Source organism: Kitasatospora sp. NPDC059747 (assembly GCF_042732955.1).
In the GTDB taxonomy this organism is placed as follows: Bacteria; Actinomycetota; Actinomycetes; order Streptomycetales; family Streptomycetaceae; genus Kitasatospora.
On sequence record NZ_JBHWGV010000121.1, the window covers coordinates 1 to 18532 of the forward strand.

Genomic DNA, 18532 nt, shown 5'->3' on the forward strand with positions numbered 1-18532 from the left:
GGCTTCCGTCGTGACGACCGCGGCGACCGTCCCTCGGGTGGCGGTTTCAACCGTGACCGTGACGACCGCGGTGGCTTCCGTCGTGATGACCGTCCGGCCGGCGGTGGCTTCCGTCGTGACGACCGCGGCGACCGTCCCTCCGGTGGCGGTTTCAACCGTGACCGTGACGACCGCGGTGGCTTCCGTCGTGATGACCGTCCCTCCGGTGGTGGCTTCCGTCGTGACGACCGCCCGTCGGGTGGCTTCCGTCGTGACGACCGTGACGAGCGTCCGCGTCGTGACGACCGTCCCTCCGGTGGCGGTTTCAACCGTGACCGTGACGACCGCGGTGGCTTCCGCCGTGACGACCGGGGCGACCGTCCCTCCGGTGGTGGCTTCCGTCGTGACGACCGCCCGTCGGGTGGCTTCAACCGTGACCGCGACGACCGTCAGGGCGGCGGTTTCCGTCGCGATGACCGTCCGGCCGGCGGTGGCTTCCGCCGTGACGACCGCGGCGACCGCCCCTCCGGTGGCGGCTTCAACCGCGACCGCGACGACCGCGGTGGCTTCCGTCGCGATGACCGTCCCTCCGGCGGCGGCTTCCGCCGCGACGACCGCCAGGGTGGCGGCGGTTTCCGTCGCGACGACCGTGGCGGCCGTTTCGAGGGCCGTCGTGACGACCGCCGCGACGACCGTGGCGGCCGCGACTACGACGACCGCCGTGGCAACTACGAGCCCGTCAAGCGTCTGCCGATCCCGGAGGACGTCACCGGTTTCGAGATCGACGCGGACGTGCGCCAGGAGCTCAAGAGCCTGCCCAAGACGCTCGCCGACGACGTCGCCCGCAACCTGGTGATGGTCGCCCGCCTGCTCGACAGCGAGCCGGAGGAGGCGTACCAGTACTCGCGCGTCGCGCTCCGGCTGGCCTCGCGCGTCGCGGCCGTCCGCGAGGCGGCCGGCTTCGCCTCGTACATGACCCAGCGTTACTCCGAGGCGCTGACCGAGTTCCGCGCCGCCCGCCGGATGACCGGTCGCGTGGACCTGTGGCCGGTCATGGCCGACTGCGAGCGCGGTCTGGGCCGTCCGGAGCGGGCGCTGGCGATGGCCGGCGAGCCCGAGGTGAAGCAGCTGGACAAGGCCGGCCAGGTCGAGATGCGCCTGGTCGCGGCCGGTGCGCGCTCCGACATGGAGCAGTTCGACGCCGCCGTGGTGACGCTGCAGAGCCCGGAGCTGGCCTCCAGCGCCGTGCACCCGTGGACCGCGCGCCTGCGGTACGCCTACGCTGAGGCCCTGATCGCGGCCGGTCGGGCGGACGAGGCCCGTGAGTGGTTCGTGAAGGCCGTCGAGGCCGACACCGACGGTTCGACCAACGCCGCCGAGCGGCTGGCCGAGATCGACGGTGTCGAGTTCGTGGACGCGCTCGACCCCGAGCTGGAGGACGAGGCCGAGGAGGCCGAGGCCCCGGCGAAGAAGCGCGGCGGCGACGTGTCCGACGACCGCGTGATCTACGAGGACGAGGAGGACGTCGAGGAGTACTACGACGAGGACGACCTCGAGATCGACGAGGAGTTCGACGGCGTGGTGCCCGAGCGTTCGAAGGACGTCGAGGCCGAGGAGAAGACCGCGGCCGACGCGGCCGAGGCCGACGCCAAGAGCTGACGCGCGACCGACGAGTGAGGCCCTGCCGCACCCCGGGAGATTCCGGGGCGCGGCAGGGCCTCACTGCGTCAGGGCCCGGGCGCGTCAGCCCAGTTCGAGGTTGCGCAGCACCAGTCCGGTGGCCGGCTTCGGCCCGAAGGACGTGGACTTGCGCGGCATCGTGACGCCCTGTTCGGCGAGCCGCCGCACGACGCTCTCGCGCACCGGGTGCAGCAGGACGGCGGTGCCGCCGGTGCGGGCCGCCTCCCGTTCGGCGGCGACGGCGGTGTGCAGGTAGCCGATGTCGTCGGGGCCGTCGGGGACGTGCCAGGTGTGGTCGAGCAGGGTGGCGTGCAGGACGGTCGCGTCGAGGTGGCGCCACTCCTCGGGGCGGTCGCGCGGCACGGTCGCGTCGAGGAGGGCCTCCTCGGGCTCGCCGACGAGCCAGAAGACGCCGTCGCCGCCGGTCAGGACGAAGCCGTTGCCGCCGTGTCGTTTCTGCTCGGCGAGCGCCTGGAGGGCGGAGGCGAGCGGGCCCGGGATCTCCTTGACCTGCCACTGGTCGCCCAGCCGCTCCAGGGCCTCGGCGACCGGCAGCCGGTAGAGCACCCGGTGGATGGCCCGGACGCGCAGCGGGTAGCGGGCGGTGTCCACGAGGAGCACCATGCCGCGGTCCCACGGGCTGCGGGGCAGGTGGCGGTGCTCGCGCTGGAGGCGCAGGTACATCTCCCAGCGGTGGTGGCCGTCGGCGATCAGGGCCCGGCAGCGGGCGAGGTCGCGGCCGATCTCGGCGATGTCGTCGGGTGCGGTGACGGCCCAGAGGCGGTGGTGGGTGCCGTCGCTGGTGGCGGTGGTGAGCAGCGGTTCGTCGCGGACGGTGCGCTCGATGACGTCGGCCGCGCCGCCCTTGCCCCGGTAGGTGAGCAGGAGCGGTTCGAGGTTGGCGCGGGTGGTGCGCATGAGGCCGACCCGGTCGGCGACGGGCCGCGGCATCACGTCCTCGTGCGGGAGGACCACGCCGCCCTCGCGGCCGCTGACCGCGAGGGCGCCGATCAGGCCGCGCTGCAGCAGCTCGGGGGAGTCGGCGGTGGCGGGCACGCGCTGCTCGTAGACGTAGAGCGCGGGCTCGGGGTCGGCGGCGAGGACGCCCTCGCGCTGCCAGTCGCTCAGCAGCCGGGCGGCGTGCCGGTAGCGGGTGTCGCGGTCGGGGCGGTCGCCGCTGTCCTCGGGCTCGGGGCGCGGCAGGATCAGCCGGACCACGTTGTGCGGGTCGGCGGTCTCCAGGTCGAGCCGGCGGCCGGGGTCGACGACGTCGTACGGGGGTGAGGTGACCGCGGCCAGCGTGCCGACCCGGTCGGGGACGTAGCGCAGGCCCCGGAACGGGGACAGGGACAGACCTGCGGTGGCGACGTGCCCGGGATCGCCGGGGCCGCCCTGCGGAGTCTCGGCTCCGTCTTCTGCACTGGAGGTGCTCATTCTGGGCATCGTAACCGGGTACGCGTTGTTGAGAGATCGGAACACCTGTGCCGGTCAGTGGGACGGGTGGGCGACCGAGGGGCGAACGAGGGCGAGGTACGGCATGAACGACGGGTGGAACCAGGTGGACGACGGCGCTCCGGTCCAGCCTGGTGGTGGGGACGGCGCCACCGGTGGCGGCGCCGCCGGGGCGGGCGGCGTCCCGGCGCAGCGGCCGGGCGAGCCCGCCGGGGACGTGTACGAGTGGTTCCGCCGGGGCGGGAAGCTGCTGGCCCAGGGGCACCCGGCGGCGGCCGAGCAGCTGCTGGCCCGGGCGGCGGCGGCCGAGCCGCACTCGCGGAGCATCCGGGAGTCGCTGGCGCGGGCGCAGTTCGACGCGGGTTCGTACGCGGCGGCGCTGGAGAACTTCCAGGCCGTTGCGCTGGCGGATCCCTCCGACGACTACGCTCAGTTCGGGTGGGGCGTCGCGGCGGCCCGGCTGGGCGACTTCGAGACGTCCGCCGAGCACCTGGCGCTGGCCGTGGCGATGCGGCCGGAGGCCGAGCACTACCGGGCGGCGCTGCGGCAGACCCGGGCCACCCTGGCGGCCCGCGCCGGGGCGTTCGGCCCGCTGCTGCCCGGGGCGCCCGGGTACCTGGAGCCCCCGGCGGGCGGGTCCGGCGGCGCCGCCGACGGGAGCGCGGCCGGCGTCGACGACGACGCGTGACCGGCGGGCCCGTCACCGCGGTGAACGACGCACCGGACGCAGTGAACGACGACGCAGTGAACGACGACGCAGAACGACGACGCAGTGAATGAGGTAGAGCAGGCATGACCGAGACGGCCACCCCCGTGCGACGGACCGCCCCCGGGAGCAGCGAGCGCCCGCTCACCGAGGCGTACGACACGGCCCTGCTGGACCTCGACGGCGTGGTGTACGCCGGACCGCACGCGATCGAGCACGCCGTGGACGCGCTGGACGCCGCGCGCGCGGCCGGGATGCGCCTCGCGTACGTGACGAACAACGCCTCCCGGCCGCCCCGGGTGGTGGCCGGGCATCTGACCGAGCTGGGCGTGCCGGCCGAGCCCGCCGACGTGATCAACTCGGCGCAGGCCGCCGCCCGACTGGTCGCCGAGAAGGTGCCGGCCGGGTCGAAGGTGCTGGTCGTGGGCGGTCTCGGGCTGGAGGAGGCGCTGGCCGAGCGCGGTCTGGTGGCGGTCCGGACGCTCGACGAGGAGCCGCTCGCGGTGGTCCAGGGCTACGACCCGTCGGTCGGCTGGGCGCAGCTGGCGGAGGCCTCGTACGCGGTGCAGCGCGGGCTGCCGTGGGTGGCGTCCAACACCGACCTGACGGTGCCGACGGCCCGGGGCATCGCGCCCGGCAACGGGACGCTGGTGGCGGCGGTGCGCGCGGCGACCGGGGTGGAGCCCGAGGTCGCGGGCAAGCCGCTGCCGCCGATGCACCGCGAGACGGTGCTGCGGACGGGGGCCGAGCGGCCGCTGGTCGTGGGCGACCGGCTGGACACCGACATCGAGGGCGCGTTCAACGGCGGGGTGGACAGCCTGCTGGTCTTCACCGGGGTGACGACGGCGGCACAGCTGCTCACGGCCCCGGTCGAGCACCGTCCGACGTACCTCGCGGCGGACCTGCGCGGCCTGCTGGAGCCGCACCCGGCGGTGGAGGCGGCGGAGGGCGGCTTCGCCTGCCGGGGCTGGATCGCGCGCGCCGAGGAGGGCGTGCTGCGGCTGGACGGCGCCGGGGCGGACCGCTGGGACGGCCTGCGGGCGCTGTGCGCGGCCTCCTGGGCGGCGCTGGACGCGGACGGCGAGCCGGCCGACGGGCGGAAGGCGCTCGCCGAGCTGGGCTTCTGACCTTCCAGGCGTCTTCGAGGTCTTCGGGCGGGGTCTTCGGACGGCGGCCCGGTCAGAGCAGGGTGCGCAGCCGCAGGAGGTCGCGGAAGCCCGCCTCCAGCCTGATCCGGCCGCTCGCCCACGCGGAGGCGAAGTTGAGCCCGCCGCCGACGAGGGCGACCAGGTCGTCGCTGGCCATGGTGAGCCGGATCTCCGCCTTCTCGGCGGGGGTGCCGGGCACCGGGACGACGTCCTGGATCCGGCCGTCGCGCAGGCGGCCGGTGAAGGTCAGGTCGAGGTCGGTGATCCGGCAGGAGAGGGAGCGGTCGAGGGCGGCGGCCTTGCGGACGTCGCCGGTGGACTTCGCCATGTTCCGGCTGAGCTGTTCCAGTGCCGCGCGGCACTCCTCGGCGTTGGCCATGGCGGTGGGTCCCTCCCTGGGCGTCCCGGGTTCCGGTGGCCGACGGCGGCGGCCGGCGCGGGGCCACGGTACCGCAGGCGGGTTTTGGCGGTAGCGTCGTCAGTGGGGCGCCCGGTACCGGCCGGGGGCCGACGGCGACGGAGCGATGCGCGCAGGCGCTAAGGAGGCACCCGGATGCTGCCGAGGACGGTGCGGGGAGTGGTGGAGGCCGCGGCCGTGGTGGTGGAGGAGGTCGGCAAGCGGGTCGTCGGGACGGCGGCCACGATCCTGGAACGGACCGGGGTCGACGTCGCCGAGGTCGAGCGCCGGCTGGGCGGGCAGTTCCCGCCGTCGGCCAAGCAGTTGCAGACCCTCGCGGAGGAGGCGGTCACCGCCGGGCGGGCCGGGGTGGACCTGGCCGTCGGGGTGGCGCGCGGCGAGGTGGAGAAGGCCTTCGAGAGGGTCGGCGACCAGGTGACGAAGGTCGGCGTGGTGCTGGCGTACCTGGAGAGCAAGCTGCGCGAGGTCGAGGAGGACGCCGTCCCGGCGGCGCGGCCCGCGGCGGAGGCGCAGGACGAGGAGCCCGTGCCGGCGCCGCGTGCGGACGGCCTGTTCGGCCGCGGCTGGGAGCAGCGGCACGAGCCGCCGGCCCGTGCGGTGGGCGAGCCGATAGCGGCGGAGCGGGTGGAGGTGGACGAGCCGGTGGAGGTCGATCCGCCGGTGGCGCCGGCGCATTCGGCGGCCAGGAAGCCGCCGGTACGGAAGGCTCCCGCCGAGGAGTCCGCGTCCGAGCCCGCCACGAAGGCGGCCGCCAAGCCCGCCGGGAAGAAGACGGCCGCGAAGAAGACGGCCGCGCAGGCCTCGGCGGCCAAGACCACGATGGCCAAGACCACGGCGGTGAAGAAGACGGCCGTGAAGAAGACGGCCGTGAAGAAGACCGCCACCGCGAAGAACACCGCCGCCAAGAAGACGGCCGCCGCCGACGCGCCCGCCAAGCGCACCGCGACGAAGAAGACCACCGTCCGCAAGGCCACCAGCACGAAGAAGCCCGATGCCTGACGCCCCCGCCCCGGCCCCCGTCCCCGGCGCCGCCCCCGAGCCGCTCGGCGTCGACCTGGCCCCGACCGGACACCCCGCCGTGGACGCCGGGCTGGCCCGGCTGGAGGCGTTGGACGGGGTGCCCGCCGAGGCGCACGTCGCGGTGTACGAAGATGTTCACCGGTGCTTCGCCGACGCGCTGGCCGCGCTCGACGGGGACTGACCGGCACCACCCGCACCACGCGTACGACCCGCACCACCGACCCGCACGACCCGTAGGAGCTGAAACACCAGTGGCAGTGGCACGACGCCGTCTCGACGCGGAGCTGGTCCGCCGCAAGCTGGCCCGGTCGCGCGAGCACGCGTCCGAGCTGATCGCGGCGGGCCGGGTGACCGTCGGCGGTACCACCGCGACCAAGCCGGCCACCCAGGTGGAGACCTCGGCGGCGGTCGTCGTGGCCAAGGACGACAACGACCCCGACTACGTGTCGCGCGGCGGCCACAAGCTGGCCGGGGCGTTCGCGGCGTTCGTGCCGCAGGGCCTGGTGGTCGAGGGCCGCCGGGCGCTGGACGCGGGCGCGTCCACCGGCGGGTTCACCGACGTGCTCCTGCGGGCCGGCGCGGCCGGCGTGCTGGCGGTGGACGTCGGCTACGGGCAGCTCGCGTGGTCGCTGCAGAGCGACGAGCGGGTGACGGTGATGGACCGCACCAACGTCCGCGAGCTGACCCTGGAGATGATCGGCGGCACCCCGGTCGACCTGGTGGTCGGCGACCTGTCGTTCATCTCGCTGGGCCTGGTGCTGCCGGCCCTGGCCGGGTGCGCGGCCGCGGACGCGGACCTCGTGCTGATGGTCAAGCCGCAGTTCGAGATCGGCAAGGAACGCCTGGGCAGCGGCGGCGTGGTGCGCAGCCCGCAGCTGCGCGCCGAGATGGTGCGCCAGGTCGCGGCGCAGGCGTGGGAGCTGGGGCTGGGCGTGCGGGCGGTCACCGCGAGCCCGCTGCCGGGGCCGTCCGGGAACGTCGAGTACTTCCTGTGGATGCGCCGGGACGCCCCGCGACTGGACCCGGCGGAGGCGGACCGGGCCGTCGCGGAGGGCCCCCGATAGGGTGCTCGGGGGACGTCGGGTCCGTCATGCTGTGTGATTGCTGGGTGACGCGACCGCACCGGGCCGAGGGCGACCCGGCAGGCGTGAGGGAGAGGGCAGCGGCATGAGCGATGAAGAACGTACGGTCTTCCTGATCGCGCACACCGGCCGGGAGGCGGCGCTGCGCAGCGTCGAGGGCCTGGTGCACGGGCTGCTGAAGGCGGGCGTCCGGATCAGGCTGCTGGCGGCCGAGGCGGTGGGCCTGGACCTGCCGGACGGGGTCGAGAAGGTCGCCGGCGGGCCGGGTGCGGCGGACGGCTGCGAGCTGATCCTGGTCGCGGGCGGCGACGGCACGCTGCTGCGCGGGGCGGAGCTGGCGCGCGAGCACGGGCTGCCGATGCTCGGGATCAACCTGGGCCGGGTCGGCTTCCTCGCGGAGGCCGAGCGGGACGACCTCGCGGTCGTGGTCGAGCGCGTGGTGAAGGCCGACTACGAGGTCGAGGAGCGGATGACGATCGACGTCATCGTCCGCACCAACGGTGACGTGGTGCACCAGGACTGGGCGTTGAACGAGGCCTCGATCGAGAAGGCGTCCCGGGAGCGGATGCTGGAGGTGGTGACCGAGGTGGACGGCCGTCCGGTCTCCAACTTCGGCTGCGACGGGGTGGTCTGCGCGACGCCGACGGGTTCGACGGCGTACGCCTTCTCGGGCGGCGGGCCGGTGGTGTGGCCGGAGGTGGAGGCACTGCTGATGGTGCCGATCTCGGCGCACGCGCTGTTCGCGCGCCCGCTGGTGACCTCGCCGGACTCGGTGCTGGCGGTCGAGGTGCAGCCGAAGACCCCGCACGGCGTGCTGTGGTGCGACGGGCGGCGCTCGGTCGAACTGCCCGCCGGCGCGCGGGTGGAGGTGCGCCGGGGGCAGACGCCGGTGCGGCTGGCGCGGCTGCACCGGGCGCCGTTCACCGACCGGCTGGTGGCCAAGTTCGCGCTGCCGGTGACGGGTTGGCGCGGGCGCTCGAACACGCCCTGCTGATCCGGGGATCCGGGGATCCGGAGACCCGGGGCGGCGTCACACGGCCAGCGGCTGGCTGTCGTCCGCCGTGCCGAACCGGCCGCCGCTGCCCGCCTGCGCGGCGACGGCGGCGAGCCGTTCGACGGCGGCGGGCACGGCGGGCGCCGGCACGGTGAGCGGGATCCGGACGTGGTGCTCGAACGCGCCGTCCGCACCGAACCGGTTGCCGGAGGCGATCCGCACCCCGCCGCGCTCCCCGGCGAGCGCGAGCGCGGCGCCGGACAGGCCGTCGGTGGAGACCCAGAGCGAGAGGCCGCCGGGCGGCGGCGCGTAGCTCCAGCCGGGCAGGTGGTGCGGCAGCGCGGCGCCGAACGCGTCGGCGGTGGCCCGCAGCCGGTCGAGCTGGTGGGCGCGGACGGCGGGGAGGGTCTCGCCCATCAGGTCGGCGGCGATCAGCTGGTCCAGCACCGGGGTGCCGACGTCGCTGTAGACCCGCTCGGAGGCCAGCCGGCGCACCAGCGCGGGCGCGGCCCGCACCCAGCCGATCCGCAGGCCGCCCCAGAGCAGTTTGCCCGCCGACCCGACGGTGACCACCTGGGCGGTGCGGTCCAGCGCGGCCATCGGGCGCGGCAGCGGCGCGTCGGGCGGCACGCCCCAGCCGAGTTCGGTGGTGGTCTCGTCGACCAGGACGACCGTGCCGGCCGTGCGGGCGGCGGCGAGCAGCTCGCGGCGCTGGTCCTCGGGGATCAGCGCGCCGGTCGGGTTGTGGAAGTCCGGCAGGACGTAGGCGAGCCGGGGCGCGGCGCCGTGCAGCACCCGGCGCCACTCGGCGAGGTCCCAGCGCGGCCCGCGCAGCGGCCCGTCCGGCCACGCGTACGGGACGGGCACCAGCCGCGCCTCGGCGAGCCGCAGGGCCTGGAGGGTGTGGGCGTAGGTGGGCGCCTCGACGGCGACGCGGTCGCCGCGGCCGATCAGCACCCGCTGGAGCAGGTGGAGGCCGCCCATCGCGCCGGTGGTGATCAGGATCTGGTCGGGGGTGGTCGGCAGGCCGCGCTCGGTGAAGCGGCGGGCGACGGCCTCGCGGAGCACCGGGACGCCGGTGGGGTAGTGGCCGTGCCCGGCGGCGTAGCGGGGCAACTGCTCGACGGCGCGGGCGGCGGCCTCGCCGAGGAAGGGCTGCGGGGCGGGCAGGGCGGCGACGCCGAGGTCCAGGGTGCGGTTCTGCTCGTCCGGCGGGACGGGGTGCAGGGCGTCGCTGGGCGGCGGGGCGCCCTCGGGCAGGGTGGTCCAGCTGCCGGAACCGCGGCGGCTGCGCAGGTAGCCGTCGGTGCGCAGCGCCTCGTAGGCGGTGGCGACGGTGGTGCGGCTGAGCTCCAGGGCGGTGGCGAGTTCGCGTTCGGCGGGCAGGCGGGCGCCGACCGGCAGGCGGCCCTCGGTGACCAGCAGCCGGATCTGGCCGGCCAGGGTGCGGTAGGCGGGCCGGCGGGCGGTCGCCGGGGCGGGCAGCCGCGCGGTGGAGAGGAGCCGGGCGAGCGCCGGGGGAGTGACGGTGGTGTGCCAGTCGGCCATGGGTGATCAGTCCACTTGCTCGTGATTGGCCCTGGAGTGGGCCCGTTTGGCCCGCTCATCATGACAGGGCGGCCGTCGAGGCCGCCACCATCGGGGCCGTCCCCCCGAGGTGCGGCACCACCGCAGGAGCACCATTGGCCACCACCGCGACCCCGACCGCCGTCCCGTCCGGGCGGGCCCCGCTCGCCGTCCGCGTGCTCGGCGACACCCATGCGCTCGGCCGCCGCCTCCCGCAGCTCTTCGGCGGCCTCGCGCTGTACGGCGCGAGCATGGCGCTGATGCTCCGCTCCGGCCTCGGCCTCGACCCCTGGGACGTCCTGCACCAGGGCCTCCAGCGCGCCCTCGGCCTGACCGTCGGCGCCTGGGTGACGATCTGCGGCGCGCTCGTCCTCCTGCTGTGGATCCCGCTGCGCCAGCGGCCGGGCCTCGGCACCGTCGCCAACGTGCTGGTGATCGGCGCCGCCATGGACCTCACCCTCACCGTCGTCGGCGGGGTCGGTGCGCTGCCCGCCCGGATCGCCCTGATGACCGCCGCGGTCCTGCTCAACGGCCTGGCCAGCGGCCTCTACATCGGCGCCCGCCTCGGCCCGGGCCCGCGCGACGGCCTGATGACCGGCCTGCACCGGCGCACCGGCCGCTCGCTGCGGCTCATCCGCACCGGCATCGAACTGACCGTGCTCGCCGCCGGGATCCTCCTCGGCGGCACCGCCGGGGTCGGCACCGTCGTGTACGCGCTGGCCATCGGCCCGCTGGTGCAGTTCTTCCTGCCCTGGTGCACCGCGCCCGGCCCGGGGCAAACCTCCCGGAAGGGATGAACTTCCGGGCACGGAGTTGCCGCGCGCCGTTGCCGCTCGTCGCGCGCCGGGGGTGGAACCTCGTAAGGTCGTCTCCGTGTTGGACGAGATGCGGATACGGGATCTTGGCGTCATCGACGACGCGGTGGTCGAACTGGCGCCCGGCTTCACCGCCGTGACCGGTGAGACCGGCGCGGGCAAGACCATGGTGGTGACCAGCCTCGGCCTGCTGCTGGGCGGCCGGGCCGACCCGGGGCTGGTGCGCAACGGCACCGGACGCGCCGTCGTCGAGGGCCGGCTCGAACTGCCCGCCGGCTCCCCGGCGGCGGCCCGCGCGATCGAGGCCGGGGCCGAACTGGACGACGGCGCCCTGCTGATCAGCCGCACCGTCTCCGCCGAGGGGCGCTCGCGGGCGCACGTCGGCGGCCGGTCCGTGCCGGTCGGGCTGCTCGCCGAACTCGGCGAGGACCTGATCGCGGTGCACGGCCAGACCGACCAGCAGCGGCTGCTGCGCCCGGCCCGCCAGCGCGGCGCGCTCGACCGGTACGCGGGCGAGACGGTCGCCGAGCCGCTGGCGCGCTACCGGGAGACCTACCGGGCGCTGCGCGAGGTCTCGGCGACCCTGGAGGAGCTGACCACCCGGGCCCGCGAGCGCGCCCAGGAGGCCGACCTGCTGCGCTTCGGGCTGGACGAGATCGCCGCCGCCGAGCCGGTGGCCGGCGAGGACGTCGAGCTGTCCGCCGAGGCCGAGCGCCTCGGCCACGCCGACGCGCTGTCCTCCGCCGCGACCCTCGCCCACGCCGCCCTGGCCGGTGACCCGGCCGACCCGGAGGCGCTGGACGCCGGCACCCTGCTCGCGCAGTCCCGCCGCGCCCTGGACGCCGTCCGCCACCACGACGAGCGGCTGGCCGCCCTGGCCGACCGCCTCAACGAGGTCGGCTACCTGCTCGCCGACGTGGCCGGCGACCTGGCCGGCTACGCGGACGACCTGGACGCCGACCCGGTGCGCCTGGCCGCCGTCGAGGAGCGCCGGGCCGCGCTGGCCCAGCTGCTGCGCAAGTACGGCGGTGCGGAGAACACCCTCGCCGAGGTGCTCGCCTGGGCCGAGGCCGGGTCCGCCCGGCTCGCCGAACTCGACGGCGACGACGACCGGATCGACGAGCTCGGCGCCCGGGAGACCGAGCTGCGCGCCGAGCTGGCCGAACTCGCGGCCGAGGTGTCGGCCGCCCGGCACGCCGCCGCCGGGCGCTTCGCCGAGGCCGTCTCCGCCGAACTCGCCGAACTGGCCATGCCGCACGCCCGGGTGACCTTCGCGATCTCCCTGGTCGACGACCTCGCCGGGATCGAGGTCGACGGCCGCACCGTCGCCTACGGCCCGCACGGCGTGGACGAGGTCGAGGTGCTGCTCGCCCCGCACCCCGGCGCCCAGCCCCGCCCGATCGCCAAGGGCGCCTCCGGCGGTGAGCTGTCCCGGGTGATGCTCGCCGTCGAGGTGGTCTTCGCCGGCGCCGACCCCGTCCCCACCTACCTGTTCGACGAGGTGGACGCGGGCGTCGGCGGCAAGGCCGCGGTCGAGATCGGCCGCCGGCTCGCCAAGCTGGCCGAGTCCGCCCAGGTCGTGGTCGTCACCCACCTCCCGCAGGTCGCCGCGTTCGCGGACCGGCACCTCGTCGTGGAGAAGACCAACGACGGCACCGTGACGCGCAGCGGCGTCAAGGTGCTCAACGACGAGGAGCGGGTGCGGGAGCTCTCCCGGATGCTGGCCGGCCTGGAGGACTCCGAGCTGGGCCGCGCCCACGCCGAGGAGTTGCTGGCCGCCGCCCGGGCCCCGCGCCGGCGCTAGCCGGCCCCTTCGCCGGGTCCGGCGGCCCTCGCGGCACGACGACGCGCCCCCGGTGGCGCCGACTGTCCAAGAGGGCCGCCGACCTGGCATGGTGGCGGCTGGACACTGGCTTTCCAGTCCCGAGCGCCGCCGGCGGGCAACCCCCGCAGCGGGGCGCGCGAACCTGATCGAGTCGGATGCGAGACGACGTGGACCATTCCGCCGCCCGGGTCACCCCGGCCGCCCCCGAGCCGGGCCAGCTGCACGTGGTGCTCGTCCTGGCCGCCAGCACCGGCGGGATCGGTGCCCATGTCCGCTCCCTCGCCCAGGGCCTGGTCGCGCACGGGGTCGGCGTCACGGTCTGCGCCCCGGCCGGCACGGACGCGCTGTTCGGCTTCTCCCGCACCGGCGCCCGGTTCCACACCGTCGACATCACCCCCACCGCGGGCGCCCGCAGCGACGCCACCGCCATCGGCGAGCTGCGCCGCGCCTTCACCGGCGCCGACGTGGTGCACGCCCACGGCCTGCGCGCCGGGCTGCTCTCCGACCTCGCGCTGCGCACCGCCGGCCGCTTCCCGGGCCTGCGCCCGGAGACGCCGCTGGTGGTCACCTCGCACCACGCGCTGCTGGCCACCGGCATGGAGCGCCGCCTCCAGCGGCTCATGGAGCGCCGGGTGGCGCGCGCCGCCGACCTCGTCCTCGGGGCCTCCTCCGACCTCGTCGCCCGGGCCCGCGAGCTGGGCGCCACCGACGCCCGGCTCGGCCCGGTGGCCGCCCCGCCGATGCCCGAGGGACGGCTCGACCGGGCCTCGGCGCGGGCCGCGCTGCTCGGTGGGGGCCCGGACCGGCCGCTGGTGCTGGCGGTCGGCCGGCTCGTCCCGCAGAAGGCCTTCGGGCTCCTGCTGGACGCCACCCGCGAACTGTCCGCGCTGGACCCGCAGCCGCTGCTGCTGCTCGCCGGGGACGGCCCGGAGGCGGGCGCGCTGCGCGAGCGGGTCGCCGCGGAGAAGCTGCCGGTGCGGCTGCTCGGCTACCGCACCGACGTGCCCGACCTGCTGTCGGCCGCCGACGTCGTGGTCGTCTCCAGCCGCTGGGAGGCCCGCTCGCTGGTCGTCCAGGAGGCGATGCGGGCCGGCGTGCCGGTGGTCGCCACCGCCGTCGGCGGGATCCCCGAACTGGTCGGCGACGCGGCCGTGCTGGTGCCCGCCGGTGACCCGGCCGCGGTCGGCCGGGCCGTGCGCGAGCTGCTGGCCGACCCGCGGCGCCGGGAGCGGCTGGTGGCGGCCGGCCGCCAGCAGGCCGAGACCTGGCCGGACGAGGCCGCCACCGTCGCCCAGGTGCTGAGCACCTACGACGAGCTGGTCCAGCGCGCCTAGGGGGTCAGACGGTCGCCTGCTCCACCCGCTCGCCGGCGTGGCCGTCGGGCTGGGCCGACAGGTAGGCGCCGCCGCAGGCGGTCAGGCGCAGCGCGGTGTCGATCAGCGGGACGTGGCTGAAGGCCTGCGGGAAGTTGCCGACCTGGCGCTTCTCGCGCGGGTCCCACTCCTCGGCGAGCAGGCCGAGGTCGTTGCGCAGCCCGAGCAGCTTGTCGAACAGCTCGCGGGCCTCCTGGACCCGGCCGATCATGGCGAGGTCGTCGGCCAGCCAGAACGAGCAGGCGAGGAAGGCCCCCTCGTGGCCGGAGAGGCCGTCGACGTTGCTGCCGCTCTCGTCGTGGGTGGGGTAGCGCAGCACGAAGCCGTCCTCGGTGGACAGTTCTCGCTGGATGGCCTCGATGGTGCCGATGACGCGCTTGTCGTCCGGCGGGAGGAAGCCGACCTGGGGGATGAGCAGCAGCGAGGCGTCCAGTTCCCGGCCGCCGTAGTACTGGGTGAAGGTGTTGCGCTCGGGGTCGTAGCCCTTCTCGCAGACGTCCCGGTGGATGGTGTCGCGCAGCTCGCGCCAGCGCTCCAGCTGGTCGTCGCCGGGGGCGTCCTCGGGGGTCTGCTCCAGCAGCTTGATGGTGCGGTCGACGGCGACCCAGGCCATCACCTTGGAGTGGACGAAGTGCCGGCGCGGGCCGCGGACCTCCCAGATGCCCTCGTCCGGGTTCTGCCAGTGGTCCTCCAGGTACCCGATCAGGCGCAGCTGGAGGTGGTGGGCGTGGTCGTTGCGGACCAGGCCGGTCATGTGGGCCAGGTGCAGGGCCTCGACGACCTCGCCGTAGACGTCGAGCTGGAGCTGGCCCGCGGCGCCGTTGCCGATCCGCACGGGCTGGGAGTTCTCGTAGCCGGGCAGCCAGTCCAGCGAGGACTCGGTGAGCTCGCGCTCGCCCGCGATGCCGTACATGATCTGCAGGTTCTCCGGGTCGCCGGCGACCGCGCGCAGCAGCCACTCGCGCCAGGCGCGGGCCTCGTCGCGGTAGCCGGTGCGCAGGAGCGAGGAGAGGGTGATCGCGGCGTCGCGCAGCCAGGTGTAGCGGTAGTCCCAGTTGCGCTCGCCGCCGATGTCCTCGGGCAGGGAGGTGGTGGGGGCGGCGACGATGCCGCCGGTGGGGGCGTAGGTGAGGCCCTTGAGGGTGATCAGCGAGCGGATCACGGCCTCGCGGTAGGGGCCCTGGTAGGTGCACTGCTCGGCCCACTCGTGCCAGAAGTCGGCGGTGGCGTCGAGCATCGCCTCGGCGTCCGGGGCCTTCGGGGCGTCCAGGTGGGAGGCCTGCCAGGTGAGGGCGAAGGCGATCCGCTCGCCGGCGGTGACGGTGAAGTCGGCGTAGGTCGTGAGGTTGCGGCCGTAGGTGTCGGCCTCGCCGTCCAGCCAGACCGAGTCGGGCCCGGCGACGGCGACGGTGCGGTGGCCGCCGTCGGCCTGCTCGACCCGGTGCACCCAGGGCACGATGCGGCCGTAGGAGAAGCGCATCCGCACCGCCGAGCGCATCCGGACGGTGCCGGCCACGCCCTCGACGATCCGGATCACCTGGGGGACGGCGTCCTTGCCGGCCAGCGGGCGCGGCGGCATGAAGTCGATCACCCGGACGGTGCCGCCCTGGGAATCCCACTCCTGCTCCAGGATCAGCGAGTCGCCCCGGTAGCGGCGGCGGTCGGCGGGCACGGCGGGAGCGGCGGCGGTCGGCGGGGGGACCCGCAGGTCGGCCGTGTCGGCGAAGCGGACCCGGCCGGTGACCGGGGCCGGGACGGCCGTGGGGGCGGGGACCTCGCTCGCGACGGCTTCGGCCGGGCCGATCCGCCAGAAGCCGTGTTCATCGGTGCCCAGCAGGCCGGCGAACACGGCCGGCGAGTCGAAGCGGGGCAGGCACAGCCAGTCGACCGCCCCGTCCCTGCTGACCAGGGCGGCGGTCTGCATGTCCCCGATGAGTGCGTAGTCCTCGATACGGCCGGCCACGTGGATCTCCAGTTCGCAATGTGGTCACGACGCATCGGCGATCCGAGGGGAGCGAGCGGTCTGCGGGGCCGGAGGCCCACCCCGGGACGTCCGGACCGCCGGTGGGTGGTGGCGGGCCTTGCCGGAGTGTCCGCGCGGGGCTCGGTGGAGCCCCCGGGGTGGGTGGGGGAGGAGCTGGATTACGGAGAGGTCCGGTCGCGCATCGGGGACCGGGAGCGTCCTGACCCTCCCACGCCCTCCGCGTGCTCGTGCTGTCGGCGATGCGTCCGTGCAGCTTACGACGGACGAAAGGGGCGAAGCACGCGGACGCAGCCCCGTGTGGCGCCACAATTCGGGGGAAATGCCGTGCATCGCGGAGGCGGCGTGAAGGATGGTCCGGACGGATCAGTTCCGCGTGGTCCGCCAGGAGGGGGTGGCATGGCCCGGTCGGGGAGTGCCGTCGTGGCCCGGTCCGGCGGTGGTGCGACCGGTGTGACGGATGCGCCGTACGGTGCGCCGGTGGTGCGCCCCGCGTGCGCCGTGTCGGCGGTGCGAGCGGCCGGGAAGGCGTCCGGGTCGGGTCACTGATACCCTGGTATCCCGTGGACCGGTGGGATCAAACGCCCCGGACCAGCCGAACCGACGACCCTTCGGGTGCCGTGCCTCACACCGCACCCCCTCGTCGCCCGGCGAGCCGGTGAGCCCCCACCCACGTCACTTTCGACACGCGACCCACGGGAGCCCCCTCTTGGCACAGCCCCATTCCGGCAAGGCAGCGAACGGCCGCGCCGTGACGACCAAGCACCTCTTCGTCACCGGGGGTGTCGCCTCTTCGCTCGGCAAGGGGCTCACCGCCTCCAGCCTCGGCGCCCTGCTCAAGGCCCGCGGACTGCGCGTCACGATGCAGAAGCTCGACCCGTACCTCAACGTGGACCCGGGCACCATGAACCCGTTCCAGCACGGTGAGGTCTTCGTCACCGACGACGGCGCCGAGACCGACCTGGACATCGGCCACTACGAGCGGTTCCTGGACACCAACCTGCACGGCTCGGCCAACGTGACCACCGGCCAGGTCTACTCCACCGTGATCGCCAAGGAGCGGCGCGGCGAGTACCTGGGCGACACGGTCCAGGTCATCCCGCACATCACCAACGAGATCAAGTCCCGGATCCGCCGCATGGCGACCGAGGACGTCGACGTCGTGATCACCGAGGTCGGCGGCACCGTCGGCGACATCGAGTCGCTGCCGTTCCTGGAGGCCGTCCGCCAGGTCCGCCACGAGGTCGGCCGGGACAACGTGTTCTTCGTGCACGTCTCCCTGCTGCCCTACATCGGCCCCTCGGGCGAGCTCAAGACCAAGCCCACCCAGCACTCCGTCGCCGCGCTGCGCAACATCGGCATCCAGCCCGACGCGATCGTGCTGCGCGCCGACCGCGAGGTCCCGCAGGCCATCAAGCGCAAGATCTCGCTGATGTGCGACGTGGACGAGGAGGCCGTGGTCGCGGCCATCGACGCCAAGTCGATCTACGACATCCCCAAGGTCCTGCACGGCGAGGGCCTGGACGCCTACGTGGTGCGCCGGCTCGACCTGCCGTTCCGCGACGTGGACTGGACCACCTGGGACGACCTGCTGCGCCGCGTCCACGAGCCGCAGCACATCGTCAAGGTCGCCCTGGTCGGCAAGTACATCGACCTGCCGGACGCCTACCTGTCGGTGACCGAGGCGCTGCGCGCCGGCGGCTTCGCCAACAACGCCCGGGTCGAGATCAAGTGGGTCACGTCCGACGACTGCGAGACGCCCGAGGGCGCCCGCGAGCAGCTCGGCGACGTGGACGCGATCTGCATCCCCGGCGGCTTCGGCGACCGCGGCGTCAACGGCAAGGTCGGCGCCATCACCTTCGCCCGCGAGAACAAGGTCCCGCTGCTGGGCCTGTGCCTGGGCCTGCAGTGCGTGGTCATCGAGGCGGCCCGCAACCTGGCCGGCCTGCCGGAGGCCAACTCCACCGAGTTCGACGCCGCCGCCAAGCACCCGGTGGTCTCCACCATGGCCGAGCAGCTGGCGATCGTCGACGGCAAGGGCGACCTGGGCGGCACCATGCGCCTCGGCCTCTACCCGGCCAAGCTCGCCGAGGGCTCGATCGTCCGTGAGGTCTACGGCGGCGAGCAGTACGTCGAGGAGCGCCACCGCCACCGCTACGAGGTCAACAACGCCTACCGCGCGGACCTGGAGAAGACCGGCCTGCAGTTCTCCGGCCTCTCGCCCAAGGGCGACCTGGTCGAGTACGTGGAGTACCCGCGCGAGGTGCACCCGTACCTGGTGGCCACCCAGGCCCACCCGGAGCTGAAGTCCCGTCCGACCCGCCCGCACCCGCTGTTCGCGGGCCTGGTCAAGGCGGCCATCGTGATCAAGACCGCGGCGTCCGAGTAGTCACACCCTCCTCGGCCCCGGTCGTTCACCCGACGGCGGTCCCGCGATTCCCGCGGGGCCGCCGTTCGGCGTTAGATTGTGTCGTACTGACGAAAAGGGGAGAG

General features: G+C 74.9%; 15 protein-coding genes and 1 pseudogene. 12 read left to right on the forward strand and 4 right to left on the reverse strand.

The annotated features are described in order from the left end of the window. A pseudogene (locus ACFV4G_RS35695) lies at nt 1–681 on the forward strand (RNA helicase); the annotation flags it as partial. Nucleotides 682–726: 45 nt separating this feature from the next. After that, complete coding sequence (locus tag ACFV4G_RS35700) at nt 727–1638, forward strand: tetratricopeptide repeat protein (RefSeq protein WP_380446361.1); 912 nt, start codon at nt 727–729, stop codon at nt 1636–1638. Nucleotides 1639–1722: 84 nt separating this feature from the next. Here the strand turns inward: ACFV4G_RS35700 and ACFV4G_RS35705 are convergent, their stop codons facing one another. Then, a complete protein-coding gene (locus tag ACFV4G_RS35705) occupies nt 1723–3093 on the reverse strand; it encodes a DUF1015 family protein (protein WP_380446345.1) in 1371 nt (456 codons plus the stop codon). A gap of 103 nt (nt 3094–3196) precedes the next feature. Here ACFV4G_RS35705 and ACFV4G_RS35710 point away from each other — a divergent pair, with 103 nt between their 5' ends. Next, nucleotides 3197–3799, forward strand: a complete 603-nt coding sequence (locus ACFV4G_RS35710) for a tetratricopeptide repeat protein (protein WP_380446346.1) — start codon at nt 3197–3199, stop codon at nt 3797–3799. A gap of 104 nt (nt 3800–3903) precedes the next feature. After that, nucleotides 3904–4944 (forward strand): HAD-IIA family hydrolase, encoded by a 1041-nt coding sequence (locus ACFV4G_RS35715; protein WP_380446347.1) that lies wholly within the window; start codon nt 3904–3906, stop codon nt 4942–4944. Nucleotides 4945–4996: 52 nt separating this feature from the next. Here the strand turns inward: ACFV4G_RS35715 and ACFV4G_RS35720 are convergent, their stop codons facing one another. Next, nucleotides 4997–5344, reverse strand: a complete 348-nt coding sequence (locus tag ACFV4G_RS35720; RefSeq protein WP_380446348.1) for an SCP2 sterol-binding domain-containing protein — start codon at nt 5342–5344, stop codon at nt 4997–4999. A 174-nt stretch (nt 5345–5518) separates the two neighbouring features. Here ACFV4G_RS35720 and ACFV4G_RS35725 point away from each other — a divergent pair, with 174 nt between their 5' ends. The 4 genes from ACFV4G_RS35725 to ACFV4G_RS35740 all read left to right on the forward strand — a co-directional run bounded on the left by ACFV4G_RS35725 (nt 5519) and on the right by ACFV4G_RS35740 (nt 8479). Beyond that, nucleotides 5519–6382: a hypothetical protein gene (locus ACFV4G_RS35725; RefSeq protein ID WP_380446349.1), complete on the forward strand. Its 864-nt coding sequence runs from the start codon at nt 5519–5521 to the stop codon at nt 6380–6382. Beyond that, on the forward strand, nt 6375–6584 hold the full coding sequence (locus ACFV4G_RS35730; protein WP_380446350.1) for a hypothetical protein: 210 nt from the start codon (nt 6375–6377) through the stop codon (nt 6582–6584). Before ACFV4G_RS35725 ends, ACFV4G_RS35730 begins: the two co-directional genes overlap by 8 nt. Nucleotides 6585–6660: 76 nt before the next feature. Next, on the forward strand, nt 6661–7467 hold the full coding sequence (locus ACFV4G_RS35735) for a TlyA family RNA methyltransferase (RefSeq protein WP_380446362.1): 807 nt from the start codon (nt 6661–6663) through the stop codon (nt 7465–7467). A 103-nt stretch (nt 7468–7570) separates the two neighbouring features. Beyond that, the gene (locus ACFV4G_RS35740) at nt 7571–8479 is read left to right on the forward strand and encodes an NAD kinase (protein ID WP_359965441.1); all 909 of its coding nucleotides are present in this window, start codon (nt 7571–7573) and stop codon (nt 8477–8479) included. Between the two features lie 36 nt (nt 8480–8515). On the opposite strand, the gene ACFV4G_RS35745 is transcribed toward ACFV4G_RS35740, so the two are convergent. Further along, nucleotides 8516–10027, reverse strand: coding sequence for a PLP-dependent aminotransferase family protein (locus ACFV4G_RS35745; RefSeq protein WP_380446351.1), 1512 nt, complete (start codon nt 10025–10027; stop codon nt 8516–8518). Nucleotides 10028–10221: 194 nt separating this feature from the next. Here ACFV4G_RS35745 and ACFV4G_RS35750 point away from each other — a divergent pair, with 194 nt between their 5' ends. The 3 genes from ACFV4G_RS35750 to ACFV4G_RS35760 all read left to right on the forward strand — a co-directional run bounded on the left by ACFV4G_RS35750 (nt 10222) and on the right by ACFV4G_RS35760 (nt 14019). Beyond that, nucleotides 10222–10842, forward strand: coding sequence for a YitT family protein (locus ACFV4G_RS35750; protein ID WP_380446363.1), 621 nt, complete (start codon nt 10222–10224; stop codon nt 10840–10842). 88 nt (nt 10843–10930) lie between these two features. Beyond that, entirely contained in the window at nt 10931–12664 is a 1734-nt protein-coding gene (gene recN, locus ACFV4G_RS35755; protein WP_380446364.1) for a DNA repair protein RecN, read from the forward strand. A gap of 176 nt (nt 12665–12840) precedes the next feature. Continuing rightward, nucleotides 12841–14019, forward strand: a complete 1179-nt coding sequence (locus tag ACFV4G_RS35760; protein WP_380446352.1) for a glycosyltransferase family 4 protein — start codon at nt 12841–12843, stop codon at nt 14017–14019. 4 nt (nt 14020–14023) lie between these two features. Here the strand turns inward: ACFV4G_RS35760 and ACFV4G_RS35765 are convergent, their stop codons facing one another. Continuing rightward, a complete protein-coding gene (locus tag ACFV4G_RS35765) occupies nt 14024–16021 on the reverse strand; it encodes a glycoside hydrolase family 15 protein (RefSeq protein WP_380446353.1) in 1998 nt (665 codons plus the stop codon). A 727-nt stretch (nt 16022–16748) separates the two neighbouring features. On the opposite strand from ACFV4G_RS35765, the gene ACFV4G_RS35770 reads away from it, so the two are divergent. Beyond that, nucleotides 16749–18428 carry a CTP synthase gene (locus ACFV4G_RS35770; RefSeq protein ID WP_380446354.1) on the forward strand — a complete coding sequence of 560 codons (1680 nt, stop codon included), beginning with the start codon at nt 16749–16751 and terminating at the stop codon, nt 18426–18428. Nucleotides 18429–18532 lie beyond the last annotated feature (104 nt).

What these genes read in the sequence shown, in the direction of transcription:
- ACFV4G_RS35710 (WP_380446346.1), top strand. Translation starts at nt 3,197, where the DNA reads ATGAACGACGGGTGGAACCAGGTGGACGACGGCGCTCCGGTCCAGCCT.
- ACFV4G_RS35760 (WP_380446352.1), top strand. Translation starts at nt 12,841, where the DNA reads ATGCGAGACGACGTGGACCATTCCGCCGCCCGGGTCACCCCGGCCGCC.
- ACFV4G_RS35745 (WP_380446351.1), bottom strand. Translation starts at nt 10,027, where the DNA reads ATGGCCGACTGGCACACCACCGTCACTCCCCCGGCGCTCGCCCGGCTC.
- ACFV4G_RS35715 (WP_380446347.1), top strand. Translation starts at nt 3,904, where the DNA reads ATGACCGAGACGGCCACCCCCGTGCGACGGACCGCCCCCGGGAGCAGC.
- ACFV4G_RS35740 (WP_359965441.1), top strand. Translation starts at nt 7,571, where the DNA reads ATGAGCGATGAAGAACGTACGGTCTTCCTGATCGCGCACACCGGCCGG.
- ACFV4G_RS35725 (WP_380446349.1), top strand. Translation starts at nt 5,519, where the DNA reads ATGCTGCCGAGGACGGTGCGGGGAGTGGTGGAGGCCGCGGCCGTGGTG.
- ACFV4G_RS35705 (WP_380446345.1), bottom strand. Translation starts at nt 3,093, where the DNA reads ATGAGCACCTCCAGTGCAGAAGACGGAGCCGAGACTCCGCAGGGCGGC.
- recN (WP_380446364.1), top strand. Translation starts at nt 10,931, where the DNA reads ATGCGGATACGGGATCTTGGCGTCATCGACGACGCGGTGGTCGAACTG.
- ACFV4G_RS35730 (WP_380446350.1), top strand. Translation starts at nt 6,375, where the DNA reads ATGCCTGACGCCCCCGCCCCGGCCCCCGTCCCCGGCGCCGCCCCCGAG.
- ACFV4G_RS35720 (WP_380446348.1), bottom strand. Translation starts at nt 5,344, where the DNA reads ATGGCCAACGCCGAGGAGTGCCGCGCGGCACTGGAACAGCTCAGCCGG.